The organism is Pseudomonas sp. NKUCC02_KPG (genome assembly GCF_019345465.1).
Taxonomy (GTDB): domain Bacteria; phylum Pseudomonadota; class Gammaproteobacteria; order Pseudomonadales; family Pseudomonadaceae; genus Aquipseudomonas.
The window spans coordinates 62,249-89,055 of sequence record NZ_JAHKRC010000007.1; the positions used below are offsets into that span (position 1 = coordinate 62,249).

General features: G+C 55.0%; 26 protein-coding genes. 2 read left to right on the forward strand and 24 right to left on the reverse strand.

What is annotated here, in order from left to right; genetic code table 11:
- The first annotated feature begins 107 nt into the window (after nucleotides 1-107).
- Complete coding sequence (locus KO536_RS11320; protein ID WP_133074931.1) at nucleotides 108-599, forward strand: hypothetical protein; 492 nt, start codon at nucleotides 108-110, stop codon at nucleotides 597-599.
- Here the strand turns inward: KO536_RS11320 and cfaB are convergent.
- Together cfaB and KO536_RS11330 are read right to left on the reverse strand one after the other, a co-directional pair.
- Complete coding sequence (gene cfaB / locus KO536_RS11325; protein ID WP_133074932.1) at nucleotides 590-1,774, reverse strand: C17 cyclopropane fatty acid synthase CfaB; 1,185 nt, start codon at nucleotides 1,772-1,774, stop codon at nucleotides 590-592. The genes KO536_RS11320 and cfaB overlap by 10 nt on opposite strands.
- 125 nt (nucleotides 1,775-1,899) lie before the next feature.
- Entirely contained in the window at nucleotides 1,900-3,234 is a 1,335-nt protein-coding gene (locus tag KO536_RS11330; RefSeq protein WP_133074933.1) for a serine hydrolase, read from the reverse strand.
- A 285-nt stretch (nucleotides 3,235-3,519) separates the two neighbouring features.
- Here KO536_RS11330 and KO536_RS11335 point away from each other — a divergent pair, with 285 nt between their 5' ends.
- On the forward strand, nucleotides 3,520-4,482 hold the full coding sequence (locus tag KO536_RS11335) for a bifunctional GNAT family N-acetyltransferase/nucleoside diphosphate kinase regulator (protein ID WP_219261971.1): 963 nt from the start codon (nucleotides 3,520-3,522) through the stop codon (nucleotides 4,480-4,482).
- Between the two features lie 197 nt (nucleotides 4,483-4,679).
- On the opposite strand, the gene glmS is transcribed toward KO536_RS11335, so the two are convergent.
- From glmS to rpmH, 22 genes are all read right to left on the reverse strand, one after another.
- Nucleotides 4,680-6,515: a glutamine--fructose-6-phosphate transaminase (isomerizing) gene (gene glmS, locus KO536_RS11340; protein ID WP_219261972.1), complete on the reverse strand. Its 1,836-nt coding sequence runs from the start codon at nucleotides 6,513-6,515 to the stop codon at nucleotides 4,680-4,682.
- A gap of 9 nt (nucleotides 6,516-6,524) precedes the next feature.
- Complete coding sequence (locus KO536_RS11345) at nucleotides 6,525-7,292, reverse strand: DeoR/GlpR family DNA-binding transcription regulator (protein ID WP_019828670.1); 768 nt, start codon at nucleotides 7,290-7,292, stop codon at nucleotides 6,525-6,527.
- A gap of 266 nt (nucleotides 7,293-7,558) precedes the next feature.
- The gene (gene glmU / locus KO536_RS11350) at nucleotides 7,559-8,926 is read right to left on the reverse strand and encodes a bifunctional UDP-N-acetylglucosamine diphosphorylase/glucosamine-1-phosphate N-acetyltransferase GlmU (RefSeq protein ID WP_219261973.1); all 1,368 of its coding nucleotides are present in this window, start codon (nucleotides 8,924-8,926) and stop codon (nucleotides 7,559-7,561) included.
- Between the two features lie 115 nt (nucleotides 8,927-9,041).
- On the reverse strand, nucleotides 9,042-9,461 hold the full coding sequence (locus tag KO536_RS11355; RefSeq protein ID WP_133075339.1) for a F0F1 ATP synthase subunit epsilon: 420 nt from the start codon (nucleotides 9,459-9,461) through the stop codon (nucleotides 9,042-9,044).
- Between the two features lie 56 nt (nucleotides 9,462-9,517).
- Nucleotides 9,518-10,897, reverse strand: a complete 1,380-nt coding sequence (gene atpD, locus KO536_RS11360; RefSeq protein WP_016782877.1) for a F0F1 ATP synthase subunit beta — start codon at nucleotides 10,895-10,897, stop codon at nucleotides 9,518-9,520.
- A gap of 27 nt (nucleotides 10,898-10,924) precedes the next feature.
- Nucleotides 10,925-11,785: a F0F1 ATP synthase subunit gamma gene (atpG, locus tag KO536_RS11365; protein ID WP_133074937.1), complete on the reverse strand. Its 861-nt coding sequence runs from the start codon at nucleotides 11,783-11,785 to the stop codon at nucleotides 10,925-10,927.
- 50 nt (nucleotides 11,786-11,835) lie between these two features.
- Nucleotides 11,836-13,380: a F0F1 ATP synthase subunit alpha gene (gene atpA, locus KO536_RS11370; RefSeq protein ID WP_019828665.1), complete on the reverse strand. Its 1,545-nt coding sequence runs from the start codon at nucleotides 13,378-13,380 to the stop codon at nucleotides 11,836-11,838.
- A 21-nt stretch (nucleotides 13,381-13,401) separates the two neighbouring features.
- Entirely contained in the window at nucleotides 13,402-13,938 is a 537-nt protein-coding gene (locus KO536_RS11375) for a F0F1 ATP synthase subunit delta (protein ID WP_046809499.1), read from the reverse strand.
- 12 nt (nucleotides 13,939-13,950) lie between these two features.
- Nucleotides 13,951-14,421, reverse strand: a complete 471-nt coding sequence (locus KO536_RS11380) for a F0F1 ATP synthase subunit B (protein WP_016782874.1) — start codon at nucleotides 14,419-14,421, stop codon at nucleotides 13,951-13,953.
- Between the two features lie 57 nt (nucleotides 14,422-14,478).
- Nucleotides 14,479-14,736, reverse strand: coding sequence for a F0F1 ATP synthase subunit C (gene atpE, locus KO536_RS11385; protein WP_002555987.1), 258 nt, complete (start codon nucleotides 14,734-14,736; stop codon nucleotides 14,479-14,481).
- Between the two features lie 122 nt (nucleotides 14,737-14,858).
- A complete protein-coding gene (atpB, locus tag KO536_RS11390) occupies nucleotides 14,859-15,728 on the reverse strand; it encodes a F0F1 ATP synthase subunit A (protein WP_095036260.1) in 870 nt (289 codons plus the stop codon).
- A gap of 16 nt (nucleotides 15,729-15,744) precedes the next feature.
- Nucleotides 15,745-16,152: a F0F1 ATP synthase subunit I gene (locus KO536_RS11395; RefSeq protein ID WP_003437994.1), complete on the reverse strand. Its 408-nt coding sequence runs from the start codon at nucleotides 16,150-16,152 to the stop codon at nucleotides 15,745-15,747.
- A 148-nt stretch (nucleotides 16,153-16,300) separates the two neighbouring features.
- Nucleotides 16,301-17,173 carry a ParB/RepB/Spo0J family partition protein gene (locus KO536_RS11400; protein WP_133074938.1) on the reverse strand — a complete coding sequence of 291 codons (873 nt, stop codon included), beginning with the start codon at nucleotides 17,171-17,173 and terminating at the stop codon, nucleotides 16,301-16,303.
- Nucleotides 17,174-17,182: 9 nt separating this feature from the next.
- Nucleotides 17,183-17,974: a ParA family protein gene (locus tag KO536_RS11405; protein ID WP_046809500.1), complete on the reverse strand. Its 792-nt coding sequence runs from the start codon at nucleotides 17,972-17,974 to the stop codon at nucleotides 17,183-17,185.
- Between the two features lie 18 nt (nucleotides 17,975-17,992).
- The gene (gene rsmG / locus KO536_RS11410) at nucleotides 17,993-18,637 is read right to left on the reverse strand and encodes a 16S rRNA (guanine(527)-N(7))-methyltransferase RsmG (RefSeq protein ID WP_133074939.1); all 645 of its coding nucleotides are present in this window, start codon (nucleotides 18,635-18,637) and stop codon (nucleotides 17,993-17,995) included.
- Complete coding sequence (gene mnmG / locus KO536_RS11415; RefSeq protein ID WP_219261974.1) at nucleotides 18,634-20,526, reverse strand: tRNA uridine-5-carboxymethylaminomethyl(34) synthesis enzyme MnmG; 1,893 nt, start codon at nucleotides 20,524-20,526, stop codon at nucleotides 18,634-18,636. The genes rsmG and mnmG overlap by 4 nt, the downstream gene beginning before the upstream one ends.
- Nucleotides 20,527-21,026: 500 nt before the next feature.
- Nucleotides 21,027-22,646 (reverse strand): ABC-F family ATP-binding cassette domain-containing protein, encoded by a 1,620-nt coding sequence (locus tag KO536_RS11420; RefSeq protein WP_219261975.1) that lies wholly within the window; start codon nucleotides 22,644-22,646, stop codon nucleotides 21,027-21,029.
- 225 nt (nucleotides 22,647-22,871) lie between these two features.
- The gene (mnmE, locus tag KO536_RS11425; protein WP_133074942.1) at nucleotides 22,872-24,239 is read right to left on the reverse strand and encodes a tRNA uridine-5-carboxymethylaminomethyl(34) synthesis GTPase MnmE; all 1,368 of its coding nucleotides are present in this window, start codon (nucleotides 24,237-24,239) and stop codon (nucleotides 22,872-22,874) included.
- 80 nt (nucleotides 24,240-24,319) lie between these two features.
- The gene (yidC, locus tag KO536_RS11430) at nucleotides 24,320-26,005 is read right to left on the reverse strand and encodes a membrane protein insertase YidC (RefSeq protein ID WP_219261976.1); all 1,686 of its coding nucleotides are present in this window, start codon (nucleotides 26,003-26,005) and stop codon (nucleotides 24,320-24,322) included.
- Between the two features lie 13 nt (nucleotides 26,006-26,018).
- Entirely contained in the window at nucleotides 26,019-26,252 is a 234-nt protein-coding gene (gene yidD / locus KO536_RS11435) for a membrane protein insertion efficiency factor YidD (RefSeq protein WP_019828647.1), read from the reverse strand.
- Complete coding sequence (rnpA, locus tag KO536_RS11440; RefSeq protein WP_019828646.1) at nucleotides 26,245-26,646, reverse strand: ribonuclease P protein component; 402 nt, start codon at nucleotides 26,644-26,646, stop codon at nucleotides 26,245-26,247. Before rnpA ends, yidD begins: the two co-directional genes overlap by 8 nt.
- Nucleotides 26,647-26,662: 16 nt before the next feature.
- Complete coding sequence (rpmH, locus tag KO536_RS11445) at nucleotides 26,663-26,797, reverse strand: 50S ribosomal protein L34 (RefSeq protein ID WP_003213577.1); 135 nt, start codon at nucleotides 26,795-26,797, stop codon at nucleotides 26,663-26,665.
- Nucleotides 26,798-26,807 lie beyond the last annotated feature (10 nt).

The following is a 26,807-nucleotide window of genomic DNA, read 5'->3' on the forward strand; positions in this document are numbered from 1 at the left end:
CTGTAGGAAGGGTCTGAATTACACGGTGCAGTCAAAAGAGTCATACAAGATTCCATAAACTGAGCGGCCCGGATAACCCGGGCCGTTCAGCATAAGGAATAAAAACAATGAAATTCTCGCTCCTGGGTTTGCTCTTCAGCATCAGTACATTAGCTTCAGCTCAAGCCAAAACACCTGCTCCGGCACCCGCGCCACCATTTATCAATGTGCAAATCGGTCAGCCTACGTATATCCACCGACTGCACTACAAGAAGATGTACAGCGAAAAACCTTTTGAAGAAGCCGTGCTTTATTACTACGACAACGGTCTCTACAAAATTATTTCCCCGGGCGAAAACCACTACGGCGTGTATGTGGTTGAAGGGGACTTCACTGACGACCAATACCGTATCAGCTACATCTCCCTTCCTTCTCCTGACTGGGGCGGCAACGTTGCCCGCCACGATCTTGTATTCAAAAAAGGGTCACTGACTTTCGAGCAGAAAGCTTTGGCACAGGTAGATCAAAATATTGGCCTCCAGGATGGTCGCTACGTTCTGGACAACAACCCGGTACAAGACCCGATGCCCATCACCTGGGAAAACCACACTCAGCGATAAATGTCCGCACGGGTTGGTGGCAGCTCCAACGAACCATCCGCATGGGGCTTGGTCGCTAAAATTTGATCAATGTTGATCCATCCATGAGCAAAGGCGTAAGCACACCCCGCCAGATACAGCCGCCAAATTCGCAGGGCCTGTTCCGGCACCTGCCTGGCGGCAGCCTCAAGGCTGTGCTCCAGTCGCTGGCTCCAATGCTCCAGCGTGCGCGCGTAATGCAGACGCAAACTTTCGACATCTACCACTTCCAGTCCTGCTTCGCTGATTTCGGCAGTCATCATCGACAGATGCGGCAACTCCCCGTTGGGGAATACATAACGATCGATAAAATCACCCGCCCCCCGGCCTACCTGACGACCATCGGTGTGCTTGGAGGTAATCCCGTGATTCATCACCAACCCGCCCTCACGCACAGCCCTGGACAGGATCTCGCAATACTCACGCAGGTTGGCGTGCCCCACGTGCTCGAACATCCCGACGCTGACGATTTTATCGAACCGCCCATCTTGAGGCAGGTCACGATAGTCCAGCAGTTGCAGATCAACCTTGTCTTGCAGGCCTTCGGCGTTGACCCGCTCGCGAGCAAGTGTGAGTTGCTCTTTGCTCAGGGTGATCCCGAACACCTTGACCCCGTATTCCTTCGCGGCAAAACGCGCCAGCCCACCCCAGCCACAACCAACATCCAATAAATATTCACCGGGTTTGAGTCGCAGCTTGCGACACAGCAAACGAAACTTGGCTTGCTGTGCCTCATCCAGGCTCTCTTCTCCGGTTTCAAAATATCCACAGGAGTAGGCCATGTCGCGGTCGAGCCACAACTGATAGAAGTCGTTGGACAGGTCATAGTGATAGGAAATGGACTCGGCATCTGTGGCCTTGTCGTGATGCACGCGAGGTGGCGTGGTGTCTTCATCATCGTCCAGCAATGCCTGACTCAACTCATCGCACACACGAATGGCTTCGCTGATCGAGCCTTCAAGTTCAAGTCGACCCTCAACAAAAGCGCTGCCCAAAAGGTCCAGACTGGGATGAGTAAACTGAGCCACCAGGGTCGGGTCCTTGACCACAATCGTGACGCTGGGGCTCGGGCCAAAATTGAACTCATGCCCGTCCCACAGCCTTAGCCGTAATGGAAGTTGAAGTTTCTGTAAGGCCGGCGGAAGTTGCGCGAGCATCTGTGTTCCTCCTTCAGTTCAGATCTCAAAACTATAGGTTAGACGAATAACGAACACTGTCAGTTTCGTGGACCAGAGGTGCACACAGATCGTGCGCAACCCGCTAGTCCCGCTTTAGGGTGTAATCACTCCGGGTGAGCGATCAGTTGCTTGGCCAGGGCCTCGAACGCCGGAATGGTCACCGGATCATTCGCCGAGTTGCTGGCAATCGGGTTGGAGGCATAGCGCACAATCACCATCTCGGCTTTCGGGTCGATGTAGGTGCGCTGCCCATAAACACCGCGAGCCATAAAGGCACCATCGGCGTTATGCGTTACCCACCACATGTCACGATAGCTGCTGCCTTTGAGAAGGTCATAACCGGCCTTGGCAAAAGCCGCTTTGTCGCCACCACCACGAATATCATCGATAACCGTTTTGGGCACGATTTGCTGCCCAAGGTACTGTCCGTTATTACGGATCATCTCGCCAAATCGGGCCATGTCCCGCAGCCCGGTATTCAAGCCGCCGCCTGCGAACGGAGTGCCGATTGAGTCGACGGTAAAATAAGCAGCCTGTTCTGCGCCAATGCGTTGCCAGATTTTTTCGGAGAGTAACTGTGCAACGTTGCGCCCTGTCACCCGTGCAATCACCCAGCCCAGTACATCGGTGTTAACTGTTTTATAGGCGAATGCCTGGCCGTGCTCACCTTCTGGCTCAACTGTCTGCAAATATTCCATATAGGTTTGCGGGCCGGTGTAGCCCTTGGGTTTTGGCAGCGGGTTACCGGCCTGGGCATGCTTCCAGACTTCAGCATTGGGGTCGGCATAATCCTCGCTGTATTTGAGCCCCGTGGTCATGTCCAGCACCTGACGCAAGGTGGCGTTGCCAAAAGCCGACTTGGCCAGCTCCGGCACATACTCTGCAATTTTTTTATTGGCATCCAGCGTGCCGTCAGCCACCAGCATGGCACCCATGGTGCCAACCACCGATTTGGTCATCGACATTGCGCCGTGCTGACCTTCGGGGTTCAGGACGCCAAAGTAGCGCTCATAAATTATTTTTCCGCGATGCAATACAACAATGCCGTCGGTGTAGTTCGCCGCCAGAGATTGCTCCCAGGTCATCGGTTGCTTGCTGCCCAGTGGCACAAAGGTCAACCCGTCGATATCCGTGCGCAAGGCTTGAGCCAGCGGTACCGGTGCGCCCAGACCACGTGAAACATTGGTGGTGGGCATCAATTGGCGAAAGTTGGAAACACTCCAGCGCATGGCCGGAAACTGGAAATAACTGCCATCGGCAAACCGCACAATGCGATCAGGCGGTGGCGGCGCGCCGACCATCCAGCCCATTTTCGCCGGGTCGCTGGCGGCAGCATCCGGGTAAGTGGTTTTTTCAGTGGCACAGGCTATAGAGGCAGCCAGGCAAGACAGTAAAAAAACTGCGCCGGTACGGGCAGGTTTAAAAAATTGTTTAAACATCGAATATTCCTTTTCAGTTCAAGGCCGCACACCACCTTGCGATAGAAGTGACTGATCTGTATAGCTCATATCCCTCTTATCCACAGCCCGAAAACAACTCGACCCGCAGCGCGGGTCGAGTTGTTGCTACAGAATTTAGAGCGTTAAAACTGTTGCAGCTGCTAATGACACGACATCCACGTACGGTCGGATAAAGGGGAAAAAACGGTGGTTTCCTCGAAAATTCCAGGCTATTCGGCATTAGTCGCGTTATGTCTTAAAATAGCCGGTTGCCGAAGAACCGTCATGACCCTAGCCATGAAGGGCTTCCATTCTTTACAAATAAGTGTGGTCAAGATGAACAAGCCTTTCATTTCACTGTGCCCTGAAATTACTCGTGCACACGCGCTGAAGTTGATGGATTGGTTGGAGGATGAACGCGTTACCTGCTATCTGAGCGATTCACGTCATGTCTCCCGCTCCATTGAGCAAGCCATTGATCGGACTCAATTGCCGATCCTGACCCATCTATTCAACCAGGGTGGCCGGTTCTTCATGGCCTTTGACAGGCATGACGCCCCAGTGGGTTTTGTCCGTCTAATCAAAACCGGCTCAAATTGCGAGATCGTTCTGGTCATCGGAGACAGCGACAAATGGGGCCGAAACCTTGGTGCCCGCACGATCCGCGAAGGCATGAAACTGGCCTTCCTCGACATGCGGGCCAAGAAGCTCATCGCCAAGATCCACCCGGACAACGCGCGCTCGCTGAAAGCCTTTCTACGCAGCGGCTTTGTGCTTGAGAGCGAATCGCCGACATTGAAGTCATTTTCCATGACGGCGGGGCGCTATCTCAAGCTCTTGCGAGAAGGTGCCGTTGGCGACTCCACCAGGATCTACATCACCGAAATCGACAAGGCCAGGCTCGAGAGTCTGATCGCGCTCGAGCAAGGCCCGGTCGTTGTTGAACTCGAACATGAGCTTGAGCGTGCCATTGTCGTCAAGCCGCAACAGGTGGCGTGCAATGTCGTCACGATGAACTCCAGGGCCTTGCTGCAACTGGACGACGAAGAGATCGAAGTGGCCTTGGTCTACCCTGAAGATGCGGACAGCAACGCAGGAAAGCATTCCGTGTATTCCGACATCGGCGCCGCCATTCTGGGCTATCAGGAGGGGGATACTATCGACTGGCGAATTTCTGATCGGACCCGCCGGATTGAGATCAGGAAAGTGCTTTACCAGCCGGAGGCTGCAGGTCACTTCCACCTGTAATTGAGCCGTTGGCTCAGTGTGCGTCTATCAGCGCGAGGATCCCGGACGGGGCCTCGCATTCCGTGCCTGAACGGCCCGTTGGATGGTCAAGGGTAAGAGCGGAGCCAGATACGAAAGCAGGAGGCGGTAGGACAGACCTGGCCGGCTCCTGCGACAGTTTTAGTTTTCTAAAATACTGCCTGTTATCGCACTGCCACTTATTCCACAGTCACGGATTTAGCCAGGTTACGTGGCTGGTCGACGTCAGTGCCTTTAAGCACGGCCACGTAGTACGACAGCAATTGCAGCGGGATGGTGTAGAGGATCGGTGCCAGCACATCATGGATATGCGGCATGTTGATCACATGGGTGCCTTCGCCATTGGTCATGCCTGCCTGTTCATCTGCAAACACGATCAGCTCACCACCACGGGCACGAACTTCTTGAAGGTTGGATTTCAGTTTTTCCAACAATTCATTGTTCGGTGCAACAGTCACTACCGGCATGTCGTTATCCACAAGCGCCAGAGGGCCGTGCTTCAACTCGCCCGCTGGATACGCTTCAGCGTGGATGTACGAAATTTCCTTGAGCTTGAGTGCACCTTCCATTGCCACCGGGAACTGAGCGCCACGACCCAGGAACAGGGTGTGGTGTTTGTCGGCGAACAATTCAGCCACTTTTTCGACAACCGAGTCCATCGCCAGGGCTTCGCCCAAACGTGCCGGCAAACGACGCAATTCTTCAACCAGCTGAGCTTCAACGCCCGCTTCCAGGGTGCCGCGCACTTGACCTAGTGACAGCGTCAACAGCAACAGGCCTACAAGCTGGGTGGTAAAGGCTTTCGTGGAAGCCACGCCAATTTCACGACCTGCTTGGGTCAGCAGCGTCAGATCAGACTCACGCACCAGCGAGCTGATACCTACGTTGCAAATCGCCAGGCTGCCAAGGAAGCCCAGTTCTTTTGCATTACGCAGAGCGGCCAGGGTGTCTGCGGTTTCGCCCGACTGAGAGATCGAAACAAACAAGGTATCTGGCTGCACCACGACTTTGCGATAACGGAATTCGCTCGCCACTTCGACTTGGCAAGGAATACCGGCCAGGCTTTCAAGCCAGTAACGAGCCACCATCCCGGCGTGGTAGCTGGTGCCACAGGCTACGATCTGAACATTGCGTACTTTGGCGAACAATTCCTTGGCCTGTGGACCGAAGGCTTGTACCAGCACATGGTCCTGACCCAAGCGGTTTTCCAGGGTGCGCTGCACCACTGCTGGCTGCTCGTGGATTTCCTTGAGCATGTAGTGGCGGTATTCACCCTTGTCAGCCGCTTCAGCGCCATCGCTGTACTGCACGGTTTCACGCTGAACGCTGTGGCCATCTATATCCCAGATCTGAACGCTGTCACGATGGATTTCAGCGATATCGCCTTCTTCCAGGTACATGAAGCGGTCAGTTACCTGGCGCAATGCCAATTGGTCGGAAGCCAGGAAGTTTTCACCTAGACCCAGGCCGATCACCAGCGGGCTACCGCTGCGGGCAGCAACCAGACGATCCGGTTGTTTGGCGCTGATCACGGCCAGACCGTACGCACCGTGCAACTCTTTAACAGTGGCTTTGAGGGCAGCAGTCAGGTCGTTGTGGTCTTTGAGTTTGTGCTCAAGCAGGTGGGCAATGACTTCAGTATCAGTGTCCGAAGTAAAAACGTAACCCAGGCCTTTAAGTTGCTCGCGCAAGGCTTCATGGTTTTCGATGATACCGTTATGAACCACAGCCAGATCGGAACCGGAGAAATGCGGGTGAGCGTTACGCTCGCAAGGCGCGCCGTGAGTTGCCCAACGGGTGTGAGCGATGCCCAGTCGCCCTGCCAGTGGTTCACCGGCCAGCGCTTGCTCAAGCTCAGCAACTTTACCGTTGCGGCGCATGCGTTCCAGGGTGCCGTTGTTGGTGAAAACAGCAACACCTGCACTGTCGTAGCCACGGTATTCAAGTCGTTTCAGGCCTTCAAGCAAAATGGCCGTGATGTTGCGTTCAGCGACTGCGCCTACAATTCCGCACATAAAATTCTCCTAGCTTAGGGCCGCGCATAACAGTGTTATGCCCCGGGCCTGAATCTGTTCGCGTGCCTCCAGCGGCAGGCGATCATCGGTAATAAGGGTGTGGACGCTGCTCCAGGGCAGTTCCAGGTTGGGTATCTTGCGACCAATCTTGTCCGACTCGACCATTACGATCACTTCTCGCGCGACGTCAGCCATGACCCGGCTCAGACCCAACAACTCGTTAAAAGTTGTCGTGCCGCGCTGCAGGTCTATGCCGTCAGCACCGATGAATAGTTGATCGAAGTCGTAGGATCGCAACACCTGTTCGGCAACCTGCCCCTGAAAGGATTCAGAGTGCGGATCCCAGGTGCCCCCGGTCATCAGCAACACGGGCTCGTGTTCAAGTTCACTGAGTGCATTGGCGACGTGCAGGGAGTTGGTCATCACCACCAGGCCCGGCTGCAGGCCCAATTGTGGAATCATCGCAGCCGTGGTGCTGCCGCTGTCGATGATGATGCGCGCATGCTCTTTAATCAGGCCAACCGCCGCGCGGGCAATGGCTTGCTTATAAAGTGAAACCGGTTGGGGAACATCACTGACCAGTTCTTGCGGCATGGTGATAGCACCACCGTAACGACGTAAAAGCAGACCGTTACTTTCGAGTGCAGCCAAATCCTTGCGGATCGTAACCTCGGAGGTTTCGAAGCGCTTGGCCAGCTCATCCACACTGACTTCGCCTTGCTCTGCAAGCATGGCCAGGATGTTGTGTCTGCGTTGTGGTGTATTGCGTTTGGACATAACGGCTTAAGTTTCGTTTCGAAAGATAACGAAAGCAATGAAACCTTATCTCGAAATCCCCGTCAAGAAAATGTTGCAGGTTTTTTCTGTGAATAACTCAATGTCGCCCTGTATTAATGGGACCTATCGTTATTCAAAGCGGATAAAAATAAAGCCTTATCCACAGGCTGTAGATAAGGCTTTAGGTAACTTATTGATTTTAAACAGTTATAGGATGACTTGTTGATAACCACAGATCGCCAAGCCGATCTGTGGATAAGTTGACATCAAGCCTTTGGCTGCTTAACTGGACGCTTCCAGCCATCAATATTTCGCTGGCGCGCACGACCGACTGCCAGTTGCTCAGGGGCAACATCCTGGCTGATGGTTGAGCCCGCTGCGGTGGTTGCACCGTTGGAGATATCCACAGGCGCTACCAGAGAGTTGTTCGAACCGATAAACACATCGGCCCCCAACACGGTTTTCCACTTGTTGGCGCCATCGTAGTTACAGGTGATCGTGCCCGCGCCAATGTTGGTGCGTGGCCCGACCTCGGCATCCCCCAGGTAAGTCAGATGGCCGCACTTGGCATCTTCACCCAGGTGGGCATTTTTCAATTCGACAAAGTTACCCACATGGGCACGGGCATCCAGCACGCTACCCGGGCGCAAACGAGCGAATGGGCCGGCATCGCTGTTTTCGCCCATCACGGCGCCGTCGATATGGCTGTTGGCTTTAACTACCACGCCTTTGCGCAAGGTGCTGTCTTTGATCACGCAGTTGGGGCCAATCACCACGTCATCTTCAATGACCACACGGCCTTCCAGAATCACGTTGATATCGATCAGCACGTCACGACCCACCGTCACTTCACCGCGCACATCGAAACGGGCCGGGTCACGCAAGGTCACACCCAATGCCATCAAGCGTCGGGCTTCGCGTAGCTGGTAATGACGCTCCAGCTCACTGAGTTGCTTGCGATCATTGGCGCCCTGCACTTCCATCGGGTCGTGTGCATGTTCGGTAGCCACTACCAGACCATCATTCACTGCCATCGCAATCACGTCGGTCAGGTAATACTCGCCCTGGACGTTATTGTTCGAAAGGCGGCTCATCCAGTCACCCAGGTGCTGGGTCGGCAACGCCAAAATCCCGGTGTTTCCTTCACTGATGGCACGTTCGGCTTCGGTCGCATCCTTATGCTCAACGATGGCACTGACGTTGCCGTTGGCGTCACGCACGATCCGGCCATAACCGGTCGGGTCGGCCAGGTTCACAGTCAGCAGACCCAATTGCTCAGGGCCGACTTGCTTGAGCAAACGCTGCAAGGTCTCAACTTCGATCAGCGGCACATCCCCATAAAGGATCAGCACATTTTGAGCCGTCAAAAATGGCAATGCCTGGGCCACGGCATGGCCAGTCCCCAATTGCTTGTCTTGCAGCACAAAGTTCAGATCATCAGCTGCCAAACGCTCGCGGACCAGTTCGGCACCGTGCCCGATAACGACGTGGATGCCGGTCGGCTTGAGCTGGCGAGCGCTGTGGATAACATGGCCGAGCATGGAGTTACCTGCCACGGGATGCAGAACCTTTGGCAAGGATGAACGCATGCGGGTGCCCTGACCTGCAGCGAGAATAACGATATCGAGAGACATGACTGGCTACCAATCCTGGGTGGTCAGCGGTTGCGACCAAAAAGTATTTCGCGGAAAAAGAAAAAGGGTAGCCGAGGCTACCCTTTTTAATCAATCACACAATGAAGCAGGAGGCTTAGCCGCCAAACTTTTTGCGGATTTGCTGAACGGTGCGCAGCTGAGCTGCAGCCTCGGCCAGTCGTGCAGCAGCAGATCCGTAATCGAATTCTGCGCCTCTTTCGTTCAGGGCCTTCTCGGCAGCCTTGACGGCTTCCTGAGCGGAGGCTTCATCCAGGTCGGCAGCACGTTGCACGGTGTCGGCAAGAACCTTGACCATGTTCGGCTGAACCTCGAGGTAACCACCGGAGATGTAAAACACCTCGGCTTCACCACCCAATTTGATCAGGCGGATCGGACCTGGCTTGAGTTCAGTGATCAGCGGAGCATGACCCAGAGCGATACCAAGATCACCCAGGCTGCCGTGCGCAATCACCATCTCGACCTGACCGGAAAAGATTTCTCCTTCCGCACTGACGATATCGCAATGGACTGTCATCATATTAGCCATCTGATTGCCTCAACCTGATTAGCGCCCGTTGCCGGGCGCCGGAATTACAGTTTCTTGGCTTTCTCGATCGCTTCTTCGATGCCGCCGACCATGTAGAACGCTTGTTCTGGCAGGTGGTCGTAGTCACCGTTGAGGATGCCTTTGAAGCCAGCAATGGTGTCTTTCAGGGAAACGTATTTACCCGAAGCGCCAGTGAAGACCTCTGCCACGAAGAACGGCTGAGACAAGAAACGCTGGATCTTACGAGCGCGGGATACCAACTGCTTGTCGGTTTCCGACAGCTCGTCCATACCCAGGATCGCAATGATGTCCTTCAGTTCTTTGTAACGCTGCAACACGTACTGAACGCCGCGAGCGGTGTCGTAGTGTTCCTGGCCGATAACGTTCGGATCCAGCTGGCGCGAAGTCGAATCCAGTGGATCTACTGCTGGGTAGATACCCAGGGAAGCGATGTCACGGGACAGAACGACGGTAGCGTCCAAGTGGGCAAACGTGGTCGCAGGCGACGGGTCAGTCAAGTCATCCGCAGGTACGTATACCGCTTGGATCGAAGTGATCGAACCGTTCTTGGTCGAAGTGATGCGCTCTTGCAGAGTACCCATCTCTTCAGCCAGAGTCGGCTGGTAACCTACTGCCGAAGGCATACGGCCCAGCAGTGCGGATACTTCAGTACCGGCCAAGGTGTAACGGTAGATGTTGTCAACGAACAACAGTACGTCGTTACCTTCGTCACGGAACTTCTCGGCCATGGTCAGGCCAGTCAGTGCCACGCGCAGACGGTTACCCGGCGGCTCGTTCATCTGACCGTAAACCAGTGCCACTTTGTCCAGTACGCTGGAATCCTTCATCTCGTGGTAGAAGTCGTTACCCTCACGGGTACGCTCGCCCACACCAGCAAACACAGAGTAACCGCTGTGTTCCATGGCGATGTTACGGATCAGTTCCATCATGTTTACGGTTTTGCCTACACCGGCACCACCGAACAGACCAACCTTACCGCCTTTAGCAAACGGGCAGATCAGGTCGATAACCTTGATGCCTGTTTCCAGAAGGTCGTTGCCGCCAGCTTGCTCAGCGAAGGACGGTGCTGGGCGGTGAATGCCCCAACGCTCTTCGGTGTCAATCGGGCCAGCTTCGTCGATCGGGTTGCCCAGAACGTCCATGATCCGGCCCAGAGTCGCTTTACCGACTGGAACGGAAATGGCTGCGCCAGAGTCGGTGACTTCCAGACCGCGCTTCAAGCCCTCGGTGGAACCCATCGCAATGGTACGAACCACGCCGTCGCCCAGCTGTTGCTGAACTTCCAGAGTGGTTCCGGCCGCGCTTTGTACTTTCAGCGCGTTGTAGATGCTCGGTACGTTTTCGCGTGGAAATTCCACGTCGATCACGGCGCCGATGATTTGAACGATACGTCCGCTACTCATAGCTGGATCCTCTGAATATTTGAACCGTTAAACCGCGGCAGCGCCGCCGACGATTTCCGAGATCTCTTGGGTGATCGCAGCCTGACGCGCCTTGTTGTAGATCAGCTGCAAATCGCTGATCAAGTCACCGGCGTTATCAGTGGCGTTCTTCATTGCGATCATCCGCGCAGCTTGTTCAGCTGCACTGTTCTCGACCACCGCCTGGTACACCTGCGACTCCACGTAACGCACCATCAAGCCGTCTAGCAGCTCTTTGGCATCCGGTTCGTAGAGATAGTCCCAGTGGTGCTTGAGTTTTTGATCCGGGGTCGCCACCAGTGGAATCAACTGCTCCACAGTAGGCTGTTGCGTCATGGTGTTGACGAACTTGTTGGATACCACGGACAGGCGGTCAATACGGCCTTCCAGGTAAGCATCCAGCATCACCTTAACGCTGCCGATCAAGTCATTGATCGACGGTTCTTCACCCAGATGGCTGATAGCAGCGACGACGTTACCGCCGAAGTTACGGAAAAATGCCGCACCTTTGCTGCCGACCACGCACAGATCAATCTCGACGCCGTTTTCACGGTTTACCGCCATGTCCTTGACCAAAGCCTTGAACAGGTTGGTATTCAAACCACCGCACAAACCACGGTCACTGCTCACAACCACATAACCCACACGCTTAACTTCGCGGTCGATCATGAATGGGTGGCGGTATTCCGGGTTGGCGTTAGCCAAATGCCCAATAACCTGGCGAATACGCTCCGCATAAGGACGGCTAGCAGCCATGCGCATTTGTGCCTTGCGCATTTTGCTGACCGCCACTTTTTCCATGGCGCTGGTAATCTTTTGCGTGCTTTTGATGCTCGCAATCTTACTGCGAATCTCTTTTGCGCCTGCCATGTAACACCTATCAGGTTAGCAAGCGGGAGCCTTGCGGCTCCCGCTGCGGCTTACCAGGTTTGGGTGGCCTTGAACTTCTCGATACCGGCTTTGATGCCAGAATCGATTTCGTCATTGAAGTCACCTTTAACGTTGATCTTCGCCATTAGTTCGGCGTGATCGCGGTTGAAGTAAGCAATCAGCGCTTGTTCAAAGCTACCGACCTTGGTGATTTCGACGTCAGTCAGGAACCCACGCTCAGCGGCATACAGCGACAGCGCCATGTCAGCGATCGACATTGGTGCGTATTGCTTCTGCTTCATCAGCTCGGTAACGCGCTGACCATGCTCAAGTTGCTTACGGGTCGCTTCGTCCAGGTCAGATGCGAACTGGGCAAATGCTGCCAGTTCACGGTACTGAGCCAGAGCGGTACGGATACCACCGGACAGCTTCTTGATGATCTTGGTCTGAGCGGCACCACCCACACGGGATACCGAAACACCGGCGTTCACTGCAGGACGGATCCCGGAGTTGAACATGGCCGATTCCAGGAAGATCTGACCGTCGGTGATGGAAATCACGTTGGTCGGAACGAACGCGGAAACGTCGCCAGCCTGGGTTTCGATGATCGGCAGTGCGGTCAGGGAACCGGTTTTGCCGGTCACTGCGCCGTTGGTGAACTTCTCTACGTACTCTTCGGATACGCGGGATGCGCGCTCCAGAAGACGAGAGTGGAGATAGAACACGTCGCCTGGGTAAGCTTCACGGCCTGGTGGACGGCGCAGCAGCAGGGAAATCTGGCGGTAAGCCACTGCTTGCTTGGACAGATCGTCATAAACGATCAGTGCGTCTTCACCGCGGTCGCGGAAGTATTCGCCCATGGTGCAACCGGAGTACGGTGCCAGGAACTGCAGCGCTGCGGATTCGGAAGCACTGGCAGCAACGACGATGGTGTTAGCCAACGCGCCGTTTTCTTCCAGCTTGCGAACCACGTTGGCGATAGTCGATTGCTTCTGACCGATCGCTACGTATACACAGAAAATGCCGCTGTTCTTCTGGTTGATGATCGCGTCGATCGCCAGAGCGGTTTTACCGATCTGACGGTCACCGATGATCAGCTCACGCTGGCCACGGCCGACAGGGATCATGGCATCGACAGCCTTGTAGCCAGTCTGTACAGGCTGGTCTACCGACTTACGCCAGATCACGCCTGGAGCAACTTTCTCGACTGCATCAGTCTCGGTGTTGCCCAGTGGACCTTTGCCATCAACTGGGTTACCCAGTGCGTCGACAACGCGACCCAGCAGTTCCTTACCAACCGGAACTTCCAGGATGCGGCCAGTGCACTTGGCGCTCATGCCTTCAGCCAGAGTCGTGTATGCGCCCAATACTACGGCACCTACAGAGTCTTGCTCCAGGTTGAGAGCCATACCGAAGACGCTGCCCGGAAACTCGATCATCTCGCCGTACATTACGTCGGCCAGACCGTGAATCCGCACAATACCGTCAGATACGCTGACGACAGTGCCTTCGTTACGGGCTTGGGAGGTCACATCGAGTTTTTCGATGCGGCCCTTGATAATTTCACTTATTTCGGAAGGATTGAGTTGCTGCATTGCTCTGCTGCCCCTTCAAACTCAAGATTTCAATGCTTCGGCAAGGCTTGCGAGTTTTCCGCGAACCGAGCCATCGATAACCAGGTCGCCGGCGCGGATGATGACACCACCTATAAGGCTGGCATCCTCCGCAACTTGCAGGCGCACTTCCCGGTTGAGTCGTGCACTGAGAACCTTGGCGAGTTTGTCTTGCTGTTCTTGGTCCAATGTAAAAGCGCTGGTCACTTCTACGTCTACCGACTTCTCTTGTTCAGCCTTGTACAGGTCAAACAGAGCGGCGATCTCCGGCAATAGCGGGAGACGGTCGTTTTCGGCAACGACGTTGATGAAGTTCTGTGCTTCTACAGTGAACTTGTCGCCGCACACGTCAATAAACGTGGCGGCCTTTTCTGCGCTCGTCAGTCGCGGGGCCTTGAGCACGCGCTGCATAGTGTCGTCTTGCGACACTGCTGCAGCCAGGCCGAGCATGGCTGACCAAGAGGCCAGTTGCTGGTGGGCCTGGGCGTGCTCGAAGGCTGCCTTAGCGTAAGGTCGGGCCAACGTGGTCAATTCTGCCATGATCGCCCTCGCTTAAATTTCAGCAGCCAGTTTAGTAACCAGCTCCGCGTGCGCGTTTTGATCGATTGTGGCACCCAGGATCTTCTCTGCGCCTTCAACAGCCAAGCTACCCAATTGGGCACGCAGGGCGTCTTTAACGCTGTTCAGTTCCTGTTCGATCTCGGCCTGAGCCTGAGCCTTCACACGGTCAGCTTCAACGCGAGCCTGTTCACGGGCTTCGTCTACGATCTGAGTACCGCGTTTCTTGGCTTGCTCAATGATTTCAGCTGCTTGAGCCTTAGCTTCGCGCAGTTGTTGACCCGCTTTATCTTGGGCCAACTCCAGGTCGCGAGCTGCTCGGTTAGCAGCGTCCAGTCCAGCCGCAATCTTCTTCTGACGTTCTTGCAATGCCGCGATGACCGGAGGCCACACGAACTTCATGCAAAACAGTACAAAAATGAAGAACGCAACGGACTGGCCAATCAGGGTTGCATTAATGTTCACGCCAACACCTCGCTCGTTCGTTGTCCATCACTCTAATCAACTCGAAAATTCGAGTGATTAGCCAGCGAGTTGACCAACGAAGGGGTTCGCGAAGGTGAAGAACAGTGCGATACCAACACCGATCATGGTTACGGCGTCGAGCAGACCGGCAACGATGAACATTTTAACTTGCAGCATTGGAACCATTTCTGGTTGACGCGCTGCGCCTTCCAGGAACTTGCCACCCAACAGGCCGAAACCAATTGCGGTACCCAGTGCGCCCAGGCCGATCAACAGTGCAACAGCGATAGCGGTTAGACCAACTACAGTTTCCATCTTTCCTCCCGACTTTTACGTCGTATGGTTTAGGTTTTTAGATTAAAGCGGTAAAACAAAATCATTTTGCGACGCCCTCTCACCCGAAGGTGAGAGGAGCACCAGACTCGCCGAAGCGGATCTTAGTGGTTATCTTCGTGTGCCATCGACAGATAGACGATGGTCAACATCATGAAGATGAACGCTTGCAAGGTGATGATCAGGATGTGGAATACAGCCCACGCCCATTGCAGCACCACGCCCAGACCGCTAAGCCAAAGCAGGCCGCTGCCGAACATCACGGCGATCAGGATAAACACCAGTTCGCCAGCGTACATGTTGCCGAACAGACGCAGAGCCAACGAAATAGGCTTGGCAATCAACGTCACGAATTCGAGCAGGAAGTTCACCGGAATCAGCAGCGCTTGAACAAAAATGTTCTTGCTGCCAAACGGGTGCAGGGTCAGTTCGCCGATAAAACCGCCGATGCCCTTGATTTTGATGCTGTAGAAGATGATCAGCGCGAATACCGACAGGGCCATGCCCATGGTCGCGTTTGGATCAGTCGTCGGTACGGCACGGAACGGGAAGTGCTCATCGCCAGTGATCAGGATCGCCAACTGAGGAATCCAGTCAACCGGAACCAGGTCGATGGCGTTCATCAGGAACACCCACACGAAAATGGTCAGCGCCAGCGGTGCGATAACTGCACTGCGACCGTGGAAACTGTCTTTTACGCTGCCATCAACGAATTCCACCAGTACTTCAACGAAGTTCTGCAGTGCGCCTGGTTGACCGGAAGTTGCCTTCTTGGCCGCCATGCGGAATACGAGGATGAAGATCAGACCTACAAAAAGCGACCAGCCGAGGGTATCGACGTGGAAAGCCCAAAAACCCATTGCTTTAGCTTCTGCAACGGTGTGAGCAAAGCCCCAGCCGCCATCAGGTAGCTGCCCAAAGGTCAGGTTCTGTAAGTGGTGCTGGATATAGCCCGAAGCGGTTGTTTCTGCCATGGTTGCCTCAAACGCCCTAAGGTCTCGAAAGTGTTGTTCTCATTAGCAGGGGAGCGAACCAGCTGACCAGTTGGGTCAACACGAAGACGCCGAATACTGCTAACGGCGCCAATGGCTTCACACCTGCAAACGTCAGCGCGAACAGCACTGCCGTCAAAATTAACTTGCCCGCCTCGCCAGCGTAAAACGACCGGACGATGGCTTGCGCTGCTCGGGCGCCGGAAAACCGAAAAGCCCTGTGAGCAAAATACACATTGGGTAGCAAAGCTATCAGGCCTCCGCAGAGTCCTGAATATCCGGCGACGACTCCATGCCATTGCCAGAGCCCCAGAGCAGCCAGCAATAAAACGACAAATTGAGCCAGCAAAACCGGAAAAACCGCCAAGCGATGGAACGGCAAGCGGTTTGGCGTGCGGGTTTCCATCACAACTGCTCCTCAAAGGTCGGCTACCAAAAACAGAAAACTTGGCATAATTTGTGCCGACAAAATGCGCGCAGAGTATAGGGGCGCTTAAGCCCCTATTCAACTGTCAGGTAGTGATTTCCGACTGCACGCTACATGGGGAATTGTTTCAGCGGATGTGAGCAAGCACTCCTTGAAGCTCATCCAGAGAATTGTAACCAATCACTAACTGGCCTTTTCCCTTCTTTCCGTGGCGAATCTGCACCGCAGAGCCTAGGCGCTCTGCCAGACGCTGTTCGAGCCTGGCAATGTCCGGATCTGGTTTAACCGGTTCAGCAGGCTCTTGTTTGCCACTCAACCACTGCCGAACAAGTGCTTCGGTCTGACGTACTGTCAGACCTCGTGCGACAACGTGTCGCGCCCCTTCAACCTGCTGAGTTTCAGGCAAACCGAGCAATGCCCGCGCATGACCCATTTCAAGGTCACCGTGGGACAGCATGGTTTTGATGACTTCCGGCAAGGAAATCAATCGCAACAAGTTAGCCACAGACACCCGGGACTTACCCACAGCGTCGGCAACTTGCTGCTGAGTCAGCTGGAACTCTTGCTGCAAGCGTTGCAAGGCGACGGCTTCTTCAATCGGATTGAGATCTTCGCGCTGAATGTTTTCGATCAGCGCCATCGCGATGGCGGTTTCATCCGGCACATCTCGCACCATCGCCGGGATGGTGTCCTTGCCTGCCTGTTGGCTGGCGCGCCAGCGACGTTCACCGGCGATGATCTCAAAGCGGTTGCCATCAATCGGGCGAACCACGATTGGCTGCATCACGCCTTGGGTCCTGATCGAGCTGGCCAGCTCTTCAAGCGCCTGGGGATCCATGTCGCGACGAGGCTGATACTTGCCGCGCTGGATCAGGTCCAGTGGCAAGTGTTGCAGTTCGCTTTGATCAACCTTGACCGCTTGCTCTTCCAGCGAGCTGACCGTTGGACCACTAAGGAGTGCATCCAGTCCGCGTCCGAGACCTCGTTTCTTGACGGCCATGGGATTTCCTTAAGTTGGCTGAGGCGTGCGGGTGGTACGACGTTGACGACGAACCAGCTCGCCCGCCAGGGCAAGGTAAGCAATCGCGCCACGGGAATTTTTGTCATACGCCAGCGCCGGCATGCCGTAACTCGGCGCTTCGGCCAAGCGGATGTTGCGCGGAATCACCGTGTCGTAGAGCTGCTCGCCGAAGTGTTCCTTGAGCTGAGCCGATACATCGTTCATCAGGCTCAGACGCGGGTCGTACATGGTCCGCAGCAGGCCTTCGATCTTCAGGTTCGGGTTCAGGAGTTCGGCAATGCGCTTGATGTTATCCACAAGATCGCTCAAGCCTTCGAGTGCGAAGTACTCACACTGCATGGGGATAATGACCCCATCGGCAGCAACCAGAGCGTTCAGGGTCAGCATCGACAGAGACGGCGGGCAATCGATCAGAATGTAATCGTAGCTCTCGCGAACCGGCGCCAGTGCAGTACGCAGACGGCTTTCTTTCATCTGCATTTCGAGCAATACAACTTCAGCTGCCGTCAAATCACGGTTTGCGGGCAGAAGCTGGTACCCACCGTGTTCGGAGATGTGCATGGCCTGGGCCAGATCACATTCACCGATCAACAGGTCGTAGACCGAATTCTCGAGACCATGTTTATCCACACCGCTACCCATGGTGGCGTTGCCTTGTGGATCGAGGTCGATCAGAAGCACGCGGCGCTTGGTCGCGACCAGCGATGCTGCGAGGTTGATACAGGTGGTGGTTTTACCCACACCACCCTTTTGGTTCGCTATTGCGAATACCTTAGCCATTCTTGCTTGCGTTCCCAATCATGCCGTGCGGCGCAGTATCAGCAGATGGCGTTGGCCTTGGCAACCTGGAACAGTCAAGGCGTGTTCGCTATCTAGACGAAAATCAGACGGCAATGCTACCAGCTCATCAGCCGGATGAACGCCCTTCATTGCCAACCAGCGCGTTTCACTGTTGCCCAGATGGCGTGTCCAGTTGCTGAAGTTCTCCATGCTGCTGAAAGCCCTGGAAACAATTCCATTGAATGGCAGCTCTGGCTGAAACTCTTCAACGCGACTGTGGATAACTTGCAAGTTATCCAGCTTGAGCTCGAGTTTCACCTGGGTCAGAAAACGGGTTTTCTTGCCGTTGCTGTCCAGACAGGTCACTTGGGACTCGGGAAACAGGATCGCCAGGGGAATGCCCGGCATGCCGCCGCCGCTGCCCACATCCAGCCAACGGCCATTTTCGATGAAGGGCATCACGCTGAGGCTGTCGAGCAAATGGCGCGAAACCATTTCGTCCGGGTTACGCACAGCCGTGAGGTTGTAGGCCTTGTTCCATTTGATCAACAGGGCCAAATAACCCAGCAATAGCTGATGCTGGTTTTCGGACAGTGCTACGCCCAATTGGCGTGCACCTGTGGATAACTCTTCGGCGTGTTGCGCGGTAACCAGCGAACTCAAGCGTTTTGCTCCAACGTGCGGCCAGCGCCGCGCTTTTTCAGGTGAATCATCAACAGGGAAATCGCCGCAGGCGTCACACCTGGAATACGCGAAGCCTGCCCCAAGGTCTCGGGACGGGTTGCGCCCAGCTTGCTCTGGATCTCTTTCGACAGCCCGGAGATGATCGTGTAATCGATATCCACAGGCAGTTTGGTGTTCTCACTGGCGCGCAGACGGGCAATTTCGTCTTGTTGACGATCGATATAACCGGCGTACTTGGTTTTGATCTCAACCTGCTCGGCGACCAACGGATCTTCTGCGCCTTTCCCGGTCACTTCAACCAGACCGGCGTAGTCGATTTCGGGGCGTGTCAGCAGGTTCAGCAAATTGTATTCATGGGTCAGCGGCGTGCCGAATTTTGCTGCAATGGCATCGCCCTGCTCAGTGCCCGGGCGAACCCAAGTGCTTTTCAGGCGCTGTTCTTCTTGCGCGATGCTTTCACGCTTGGTGCAGAAAGCGGCCCAACGGGCATCATCGACCAGGCCCAATTCGCGACCTTTTTCGGTCAAGCGCATGTCGGCGTTGTCTTCGCGCAGGATCAGCCGGTATTCGGCACGGGATGTAAACATCCGGTACGGCTCTTGAGTACCCAAGGTAATCAGGTCGTCGACCAATACTCCGATGTACGCCTCGTCGCGACGCGGGCACCAGCTTTCCTTGCCCTGTGCGAGCAATGCCGCGTTGGCGCCAGCCAGCAAACCTTGGGCCCCGGCTTCTTCGTAACCGGTAGTGCCGTTGATTTGCCCTGCGAAGAACAAGCCGCCGATTACCTTGGTTTCAAGGCTGTATTTCAGGTCCCGCGGATCGAAGTAGTCGTATTCGATGGCATAGCCGGGCCGCACGATATGGGCGTTTTCCATGCCGCGAATCGATTGCACGATCTGGATTTGCACGTCGAACGGCAAGGATGTGGAGATCCCGTTCGGGTACAGCTCGTGAGTGGTCAAACCTTCCGGCTCGATGAAAACCTGATGGCTTTCCTTATCGGCAAAGCGGTGAATCTTGTCTTCGATCGACGGGCAGTAACGCGGGCCAATCCCTTCGATTACGCCCGAGTACATCGGTGAGCGGTCGAGGTTGGACGCGATGATTTCGTGAGTACGGGCGTTGGTATGGGTAATCCAGCAACTGACCTGAGCCGGATGCTGTTCTTTGTTGCCCATGAACGACATCACTGGAATCGGTGTATCGCCTGGTTGCTCGGTCATGACCGAGAAATCTACAGAGCGGCCATCGATACGCGGTGGTGTACCGGTTTTCAAGCGACCAACTCGCAGGGGCAGTTCACGCAGGCGGTGTGCCAGGGCGATCGAAGGAGGATCACCGGCTCGGCCACCCGAGTAATTCTGCATCCCGATGTGGATAAGTCCACCGAGGAAAGTACCTGTGGTCAAAACCACAGCATCAGCCATAAAACGCAGACCCATTTGGGTCACTACGCCACGCACTTGATCCTGTTCAACGATCAGGTCATCAGCAGCCTGTTGAAATATCCACAGGTTGGGCTGGTTTTCCAGCGTTTCGCGAATTGCCGCCTTGTACAGAATGCGGTCGGCCTGTGCACGGGTTGCCCGTACTGCCGGGCCTTTACGCCCATTAAGTACACGGAACTGGATGCCGCCTTTATCGGTAGCCATTGCCATCGCGCCGCCCAGGGCGTCGATTTCTTTAACCAGATGGCTTTTACCAATCCCGCCAATCGCAGGATTGCAGCTCATTTGCCCGAGGGTTTCCACGTTGTGGGTCAACAGCAGGGTTTTTACGCCCATGCGTGCTGAAGCAAGTGCAGCCTCGGTTCCGGCGTGACCGCCACCGATGACGATCACTGCAAAACGGGAAGGGAAATTCACCACGCACCTCGTGCCTGTTACTAGGGGTTTTTGGATAGACCGCGAAGTATAGGGACTTCGCCCTTCTTAAAGAACCCTTTGCACAAAATTTAACCAGCTGTGGATAAGGGCAAGATAGATAAATAAATAGAGAAGAAATTTATAAAGCTTTGTTTTTATGTTTATTTCTACTGAGCCACATTTCTGTGGATAGATTGCTACAGGCTATATTCTACGTACTGTACAGAGATTCAAAAGTCTGTGGTTATGCACCGATGAGGGGTTGGGATAAGTGCTTTAAGCCTGTGGGTAAAACAGGTGCTTATCCACAGGGGTGGTTATCTTCAGTTTTCAGGCCTACTTACCCACTGACCTGAGGGCCAGTTATGCACAGAGCTTATTCAACGATTTATGCGGTTTTTGGCCAATAAACAGGCAGCCGAAAACCGCTGGAATGGCTAATCCATCAAGCGGTCGTACAATCGGTGAGTCATAAAAGTGATAAACGGTACAAGCCTGTCTCATAAGACGGGCTGGTTCAGCCACCCTGTGGGTGATGCCTGCAGTCTGTGGGTAACCCCGATTGCAGCCAAAAACACCTCATCGTGTGAGGTGACAATCAGAGTTCCCGAATACTGCTCAAGCATGTCCTGCAGGGCCAGAACCGAAGGCAGATCCAGGTGATTGGCCGGTTCATCGAGCAATAGCAGGTGCGGCGGTGAAGCGGCATAGAACACGCAAGCCATGGCGGCTTTCAGGCGCTCACCGCCACTCAGTCGATGGCATGGCTGGTTGACTCGATCGGCATTGAGACCCAATTGCGCCAGTCGGGTGCGTAATTCTCCTGCATTGAGCTGCCGATTTTGAGACAGCAATTGCTCAAGTACGGACTGCTCAGGTTTTAACAGCCCCAGATCCTGGTCGAGATAAGCAGTGGTTACGAAGGTCCTGGCCTGGCCTGAAATGACCGACAGTTGACCGGCCAGTACCTTGAGCAGAGTCGACTTGCCGCAACCATTCGCTCCCACCAGGGCAATACGCTGGCCACGATTCAGCGTGAGATTGATCGTGCGTAAATACTCAGCCCCCTGGGGCAGACGAGCATTGATCAACTCAGCTATTTGCAACGGTGCGCTTTGGCAAGCATGAGGCGGATAAACAAAGATGGCCTGTTGTTCTTCTACCTGACTCGCAGCCTGGCGTACCAGGGCAGACAAATGTTCCCGTGCAGCGTCTTGTTGTACTCGCTGCTTGCCGCTACTGGCCTGGCTGCGCTCCTTTTTCCGGCCCAGCAAAATGTTAGCCTGATTGGCATCACTGGCCTGCTTGTGGCCGCGGGATTGGCTGCGTTCAAGGCGTTCTTTGTGTTCACGCATGGCGTGTTCCTGACGCTTGCGCTCTAGCTTGGCTGACGCCAGTTGTTGCTGCGCCGCTTGTAGTTGCTCGGCTTTTGCCTGTGCATAAAACGAAAAACCCCCGCCATAGCTGATGAGTCCTTGGGATGACAATTCAACAATACGCTCCATGTGTTCCAACAAATCGCGGTCATGGCTGATCACGAGCAAACCGTTGGGCCAGTTCTGCAACTGCTCATGGAGCGCATCACGGTGCTGGCGATCCAGATGATTGGTGGGCTCATCCAGTATCAACAGGTCAGCTTGAGACAAGAAGGCCCCCATCAGGGCCACGCGCATGGCTTCGCCTCCGCTGAGGGCTGAGGTGGGGGTAGAAGGCGTCAAGTGTGCAAGGTTGTTCTGGGCCAACTGGTCGAGTAATTGCTGACGGATACCCCAGCGTTCGCCGATGCAGTCGAAGTCTGCTTGCTCAGTGCTGCCCTGCTCGATGTGCTCAAGGGCCCTGATGATGTGCTGTACGCCGGCAAGGTCTGCAACGGTGTGACCGGGGTCGGGGCTGACATACTGGGCCAGGTAATACACCGTGCCGTTTCGGGTGCAATGGCCTGTTGAAGGGAAGATATCCCCGGTTATCAGGCGTGCCAAAACGCTTTTACCTGCACCATTGCGCCCCACCAGAGCAGTACGTCGCTGGTCGAGATGCAGATCAAGGTCTGAGAAGAGAGCACTGCCATCGGGCAGGTGAAAAGAAACGCCTTTGAGCGTTACAGAGGTAACGAGAGTCATACGCACTCCAGAGATGCACAGATCTACCCCCTGTTGCAGGGGAATCAAGAACTGGCCGCAAAACATCGCGGCGGCATCAATGGCGCATTGGACTAACACCTCGTATGAATGTGAATAACTGTAGCAGTGTGACACGTTGTAGTCGCTGCCGAGGAACGAAGGCTGCGAGCGGTTTGCAGGCTATCGCAGCCTTCGTTCCTTGGCAGCGACTACAGACGTGTGCTGTTACTTGCCGATGCAGAAGCTGGAGAAGATCCGTCCCAGCAGATCATCAGAGCTGAATGCGCCGGTAATCTCACCAAGGGAATGCTGCGCCTGACGCAAGTCCTCAGCCAGCAACTCCCCTGCGCCCGCCAGGGTCAGTTGCGCCCTGCCGTGCTCAAGTGCCCGGCTGGCGTGCTGCAACGCCTCCAGGTGCCGACGGCGTGCGCTGAAGCTGCTTTCAGACGTTTGCTCGTATCCCATGCAAGCCTTGAGGTGTTCACGCAGCAGGTCCAGCCCATCCGTTGATCTGGCGCTAAGGCTAATCGTCACGTGGCCATCGTCACACACCTGCAGGGCAATATTTTCTCCGCTCAGATCTGCCTTGTTACGGATCAAGGTCACTTTCGAAGGATCTGGACGCTGCTCAAGAAACTCTGGCCATAGCGCAAACGGGTCATCCGCTTCCGGAGCCGTGGCATCGACCACCAAGAGCACCCGATCGGCTTCGCCAATGGCCTTGAGTGCCCGTTGTACACCGATTTTTTCCACATGGTCGTCTGTATCACGCAGACCCGCGGTGTCGACCACATGCAACGGCATGCCATCGATGTGGATATGTTCACGCAATACGTCCCGGGTGGTACCGGCAATTTCGGTCACGATGGCCGCTTCGCGCCCGGCCAGGGCATTGAGCAAACTCGACTTGCCGGCGTTTGGACGGCCCGCGATAACCACGGTCATGCCATCGCGCAGCAAAGCCCCCTGCCCGGCCTCGCGTTGAACGGTGGATAACTCTTCCCGAACCTTATCCAGCATGCCAAGCACATGGCCATCGGCCAAAAAGTCGATTTCTTCTTCCGGGAAATCAATCGCCGCTTCGACATAGATACGCAAACTGATCAATTGCTCAGTCAAGTTATGCACACGCTGTGAGAAAGCGCCTTGCAAGGAACGCAATGCGTTACGTGCAGCCTGTGCAGAACTTGCCTCGATCAGGTCGGCAATTGCCTCGGCTTGCGCCAGGTCGAGTTTGTCATTCAAAAATGCCCGCTCGCTGAATTCCCCCGGACGAGCCAGGCGGCAACCTAGCTGGATGCAGCGCTGGAGCAGCATATCGAGAACAATCGGGCCACCGTGGCCTTGAAGTTCCAGTACGTCTTCGCCGGTAAAGGAGTTGGGGCCGGGGAAGTACAGCGCAATCCCCTCATCCAGCACTTCACGGTTTTCGCCGTAAAAAGGGCCGTAATGGGCGTAGCGCGGTTTCAGCTCGCGTTCGCTGAACGCTTGCGCCGCAACACTGGCAAGCGGGCCGGAAATACGCACGATTCCCACACCACCTCGGCCTTGGGCGGTCGCTACTGCGGCAATGGTCTCAGCCGGAACACTCATAAAACAGGCCTCAAAACAAAAGTGACGGATAGCAAAACGCCCCACTAGGGGGCGTTTTGAGTGGTGCTCACCAGAGTAGGTTACTCGGCTGCTTTTTTGGTAGCAGCTTCAACTTTACGGGTGATGTACCACTGTTGAGCGATGGACAGGCAGTTGTTCACAACCCAGTACAGCACCAGACCAGCAGGGAACCACAGGAAGAAGAAGGTGAAGATGATTGGCATCAGCTTCATTACCTTGGCCTGCATCGGGTCCGGCGGAGTCGGGTTCAGACGCTGCTGGATGAACATGGTTGCGCCCATGATGATCGGCAGAATGAAGAACGGGTCTTTGATCGACAGGTCGGTAATCCAGAGCATGAACGGCGCCTGGCGCATTTCAACACTTTCCAGAAGTACCCAGTACAAGGACAGGAAGACCGGCATCTGCACCAGAATCGGCAAGCAGCCGCCCAGTGGATTGATCTTCTCTTTCTTGTACAGCTCCATCATTGCTTGCGACATTTTCTGGCGATCATCACCGAACTGCTCTTTCAGAGCAGCCAGTTTTGGTGCCACGGCGCGCATGCGGGCCATCGACTTGTAGCTGGCGGCCGACAGAGGGAAGAAGATCCCTTTGATCAGCATGGTCAGGAAGATAATCGACCAGCCCCAGTTACCGACCAGGCTGTGGATATGTTGCAGCAGCCAGAAAATAGGCTGGGCAATGAACCACAGAATGCCGTAGTCGACAGTCAGTTCCAGACCTGGGGATAACTCTTTGAGTACACCCTGGCTTTTTGGACCGGCGTACAACGTAGCGCTGGTTTCAGCTGTTTTGCCCGGCTCAACGGTCAAGGTTGGGCCAGTAAAACCGATGATGTAGTTGCCCTGGTTGTCTTTGCGGGTCTGAACGACGTTGTTATCGCCTTTCTGTGGAATCCACGCCGTCACAAAGTAGTGTTGCAACCAGGCAACCCAGCCGCCTTGAACGGTTTCTTTCAGCTGAGCCTTGTCGATATCTTTCATCGACACTTTTTTGTACGGCTCCGAACTTGTCCACAGGGCAGCGCCCAGGTAAGTAGCAGTGCCGGTGGCGGTGCTGGAAGAAGGATCGGAGCTGGCGTCACGCTTCAATTGCGCGAACAGGTTGCCATTCCACGGCTTGCCGCTCTCGTTATCAATCAAATAGCTGACTTGTACATCGTACAAACCACGCTTGAGCGTGAAACGCTTGATGTAGTTGATGCCGTTTTCGCTGAATTTCAGATCAACAACCAGTTGATCCTGGCCTGGGGCCAGTTCGAAATTCTTTTTCTCAGCGCTGAAAACAGGACGACCTGACGGACGGGCGTCCGGGCCATCAACGCCTGTCAGGCCACTTTGTGCCAGATAGGTGCGTTCGTTGCCGTTATCGAACAACTGGAAAGGAACATCCGGGTGATCCTGGCGACGTGGATAAAGCGGCAGACGCAGCTGGGCAATATCACCACCCTGTGGATCGATCGCGATGTCCAGAACATCCGTTTTTACGTGGATGAGGTCTTTGCTTGCAGCCACCGGAGTTTCAGTCGGTGTGCTGGTATCTGTATTGGCGCTGGGTACATCGGCACTGTTTGAAGCGTTGTTACCTGAAACCGTATCGGGCAAAGCCGGCGCGGTTGTGCTGCTGGCGGCAACATTCTGAGTCGGCAGGGCAGCTTGGCCGTAATCCTGGTTCCATTTCAGAACCATAACGTAGGACACGACTGCTAGAGCGACGATCAGGATCGTGCGTTTAATATCCATGATTACTCGGCCATCAAGAAGAACGGGAGGTAGGGATAGGCGGAACCGGGTCGTAACCACCGGGATTCCACGGGTGACAGCGACCTAAACGACGAAAGGTCAGCCAGCCGCCGCGCAGAAGGCCATGATTTTCGATGGCTTCCAACGCGTAGCAGGAACAACTGGGGTAGAAACGGCAGTGGCTGGCCATCAAAGGACTAATGGCATAGCGATAAAACTGGATCGGAACGAGCGCCAGTTTACGCATCAGGACTGCCTACCCCTACAGTTTCGGTTTTAACTGCTGGAACTGGCGTGTTACGGGCCAGACGCTTCCAGAGTTTGCCGAAATGCTGAATCAATTCGGGGTTCTCTACGTCACCCAAACCTTTGCGCGCGACGATAACGATATCCCAACCAACCAGTAAATCCTGGTGGAGACGAAACGATTCACGCATCAAACGCTTAAGGCGATTGCGCTCAACGGAGAGCTTTACGCTCTTTTTCCCGATCACTAACCCCAGGCGGGGGTGATCAAGATCGTTGCTACGCGCAAGGAGCAGGAGATTTTTCCCCGGAACCTTGCCGGTGGGGGAGTCAAAGACTGCCTTGAAGTGTCGGGGAGTGAGTAACCGCTTTTCCCGACTGAAGTCCTGACTCACCACCATTGTCTGATTATCAAACTGCCAGACGTGCACGGCCTTTGGCGCGGCGACGCGACAGGACTGCACGGCCGTTTTTAGTAGCCATGCGTGCACGGAAACCGTGAGTGCGGGCGCGTTTGATAGTGCTTGGTTGGAAAGTACGTTTCATGTCGTGCTAC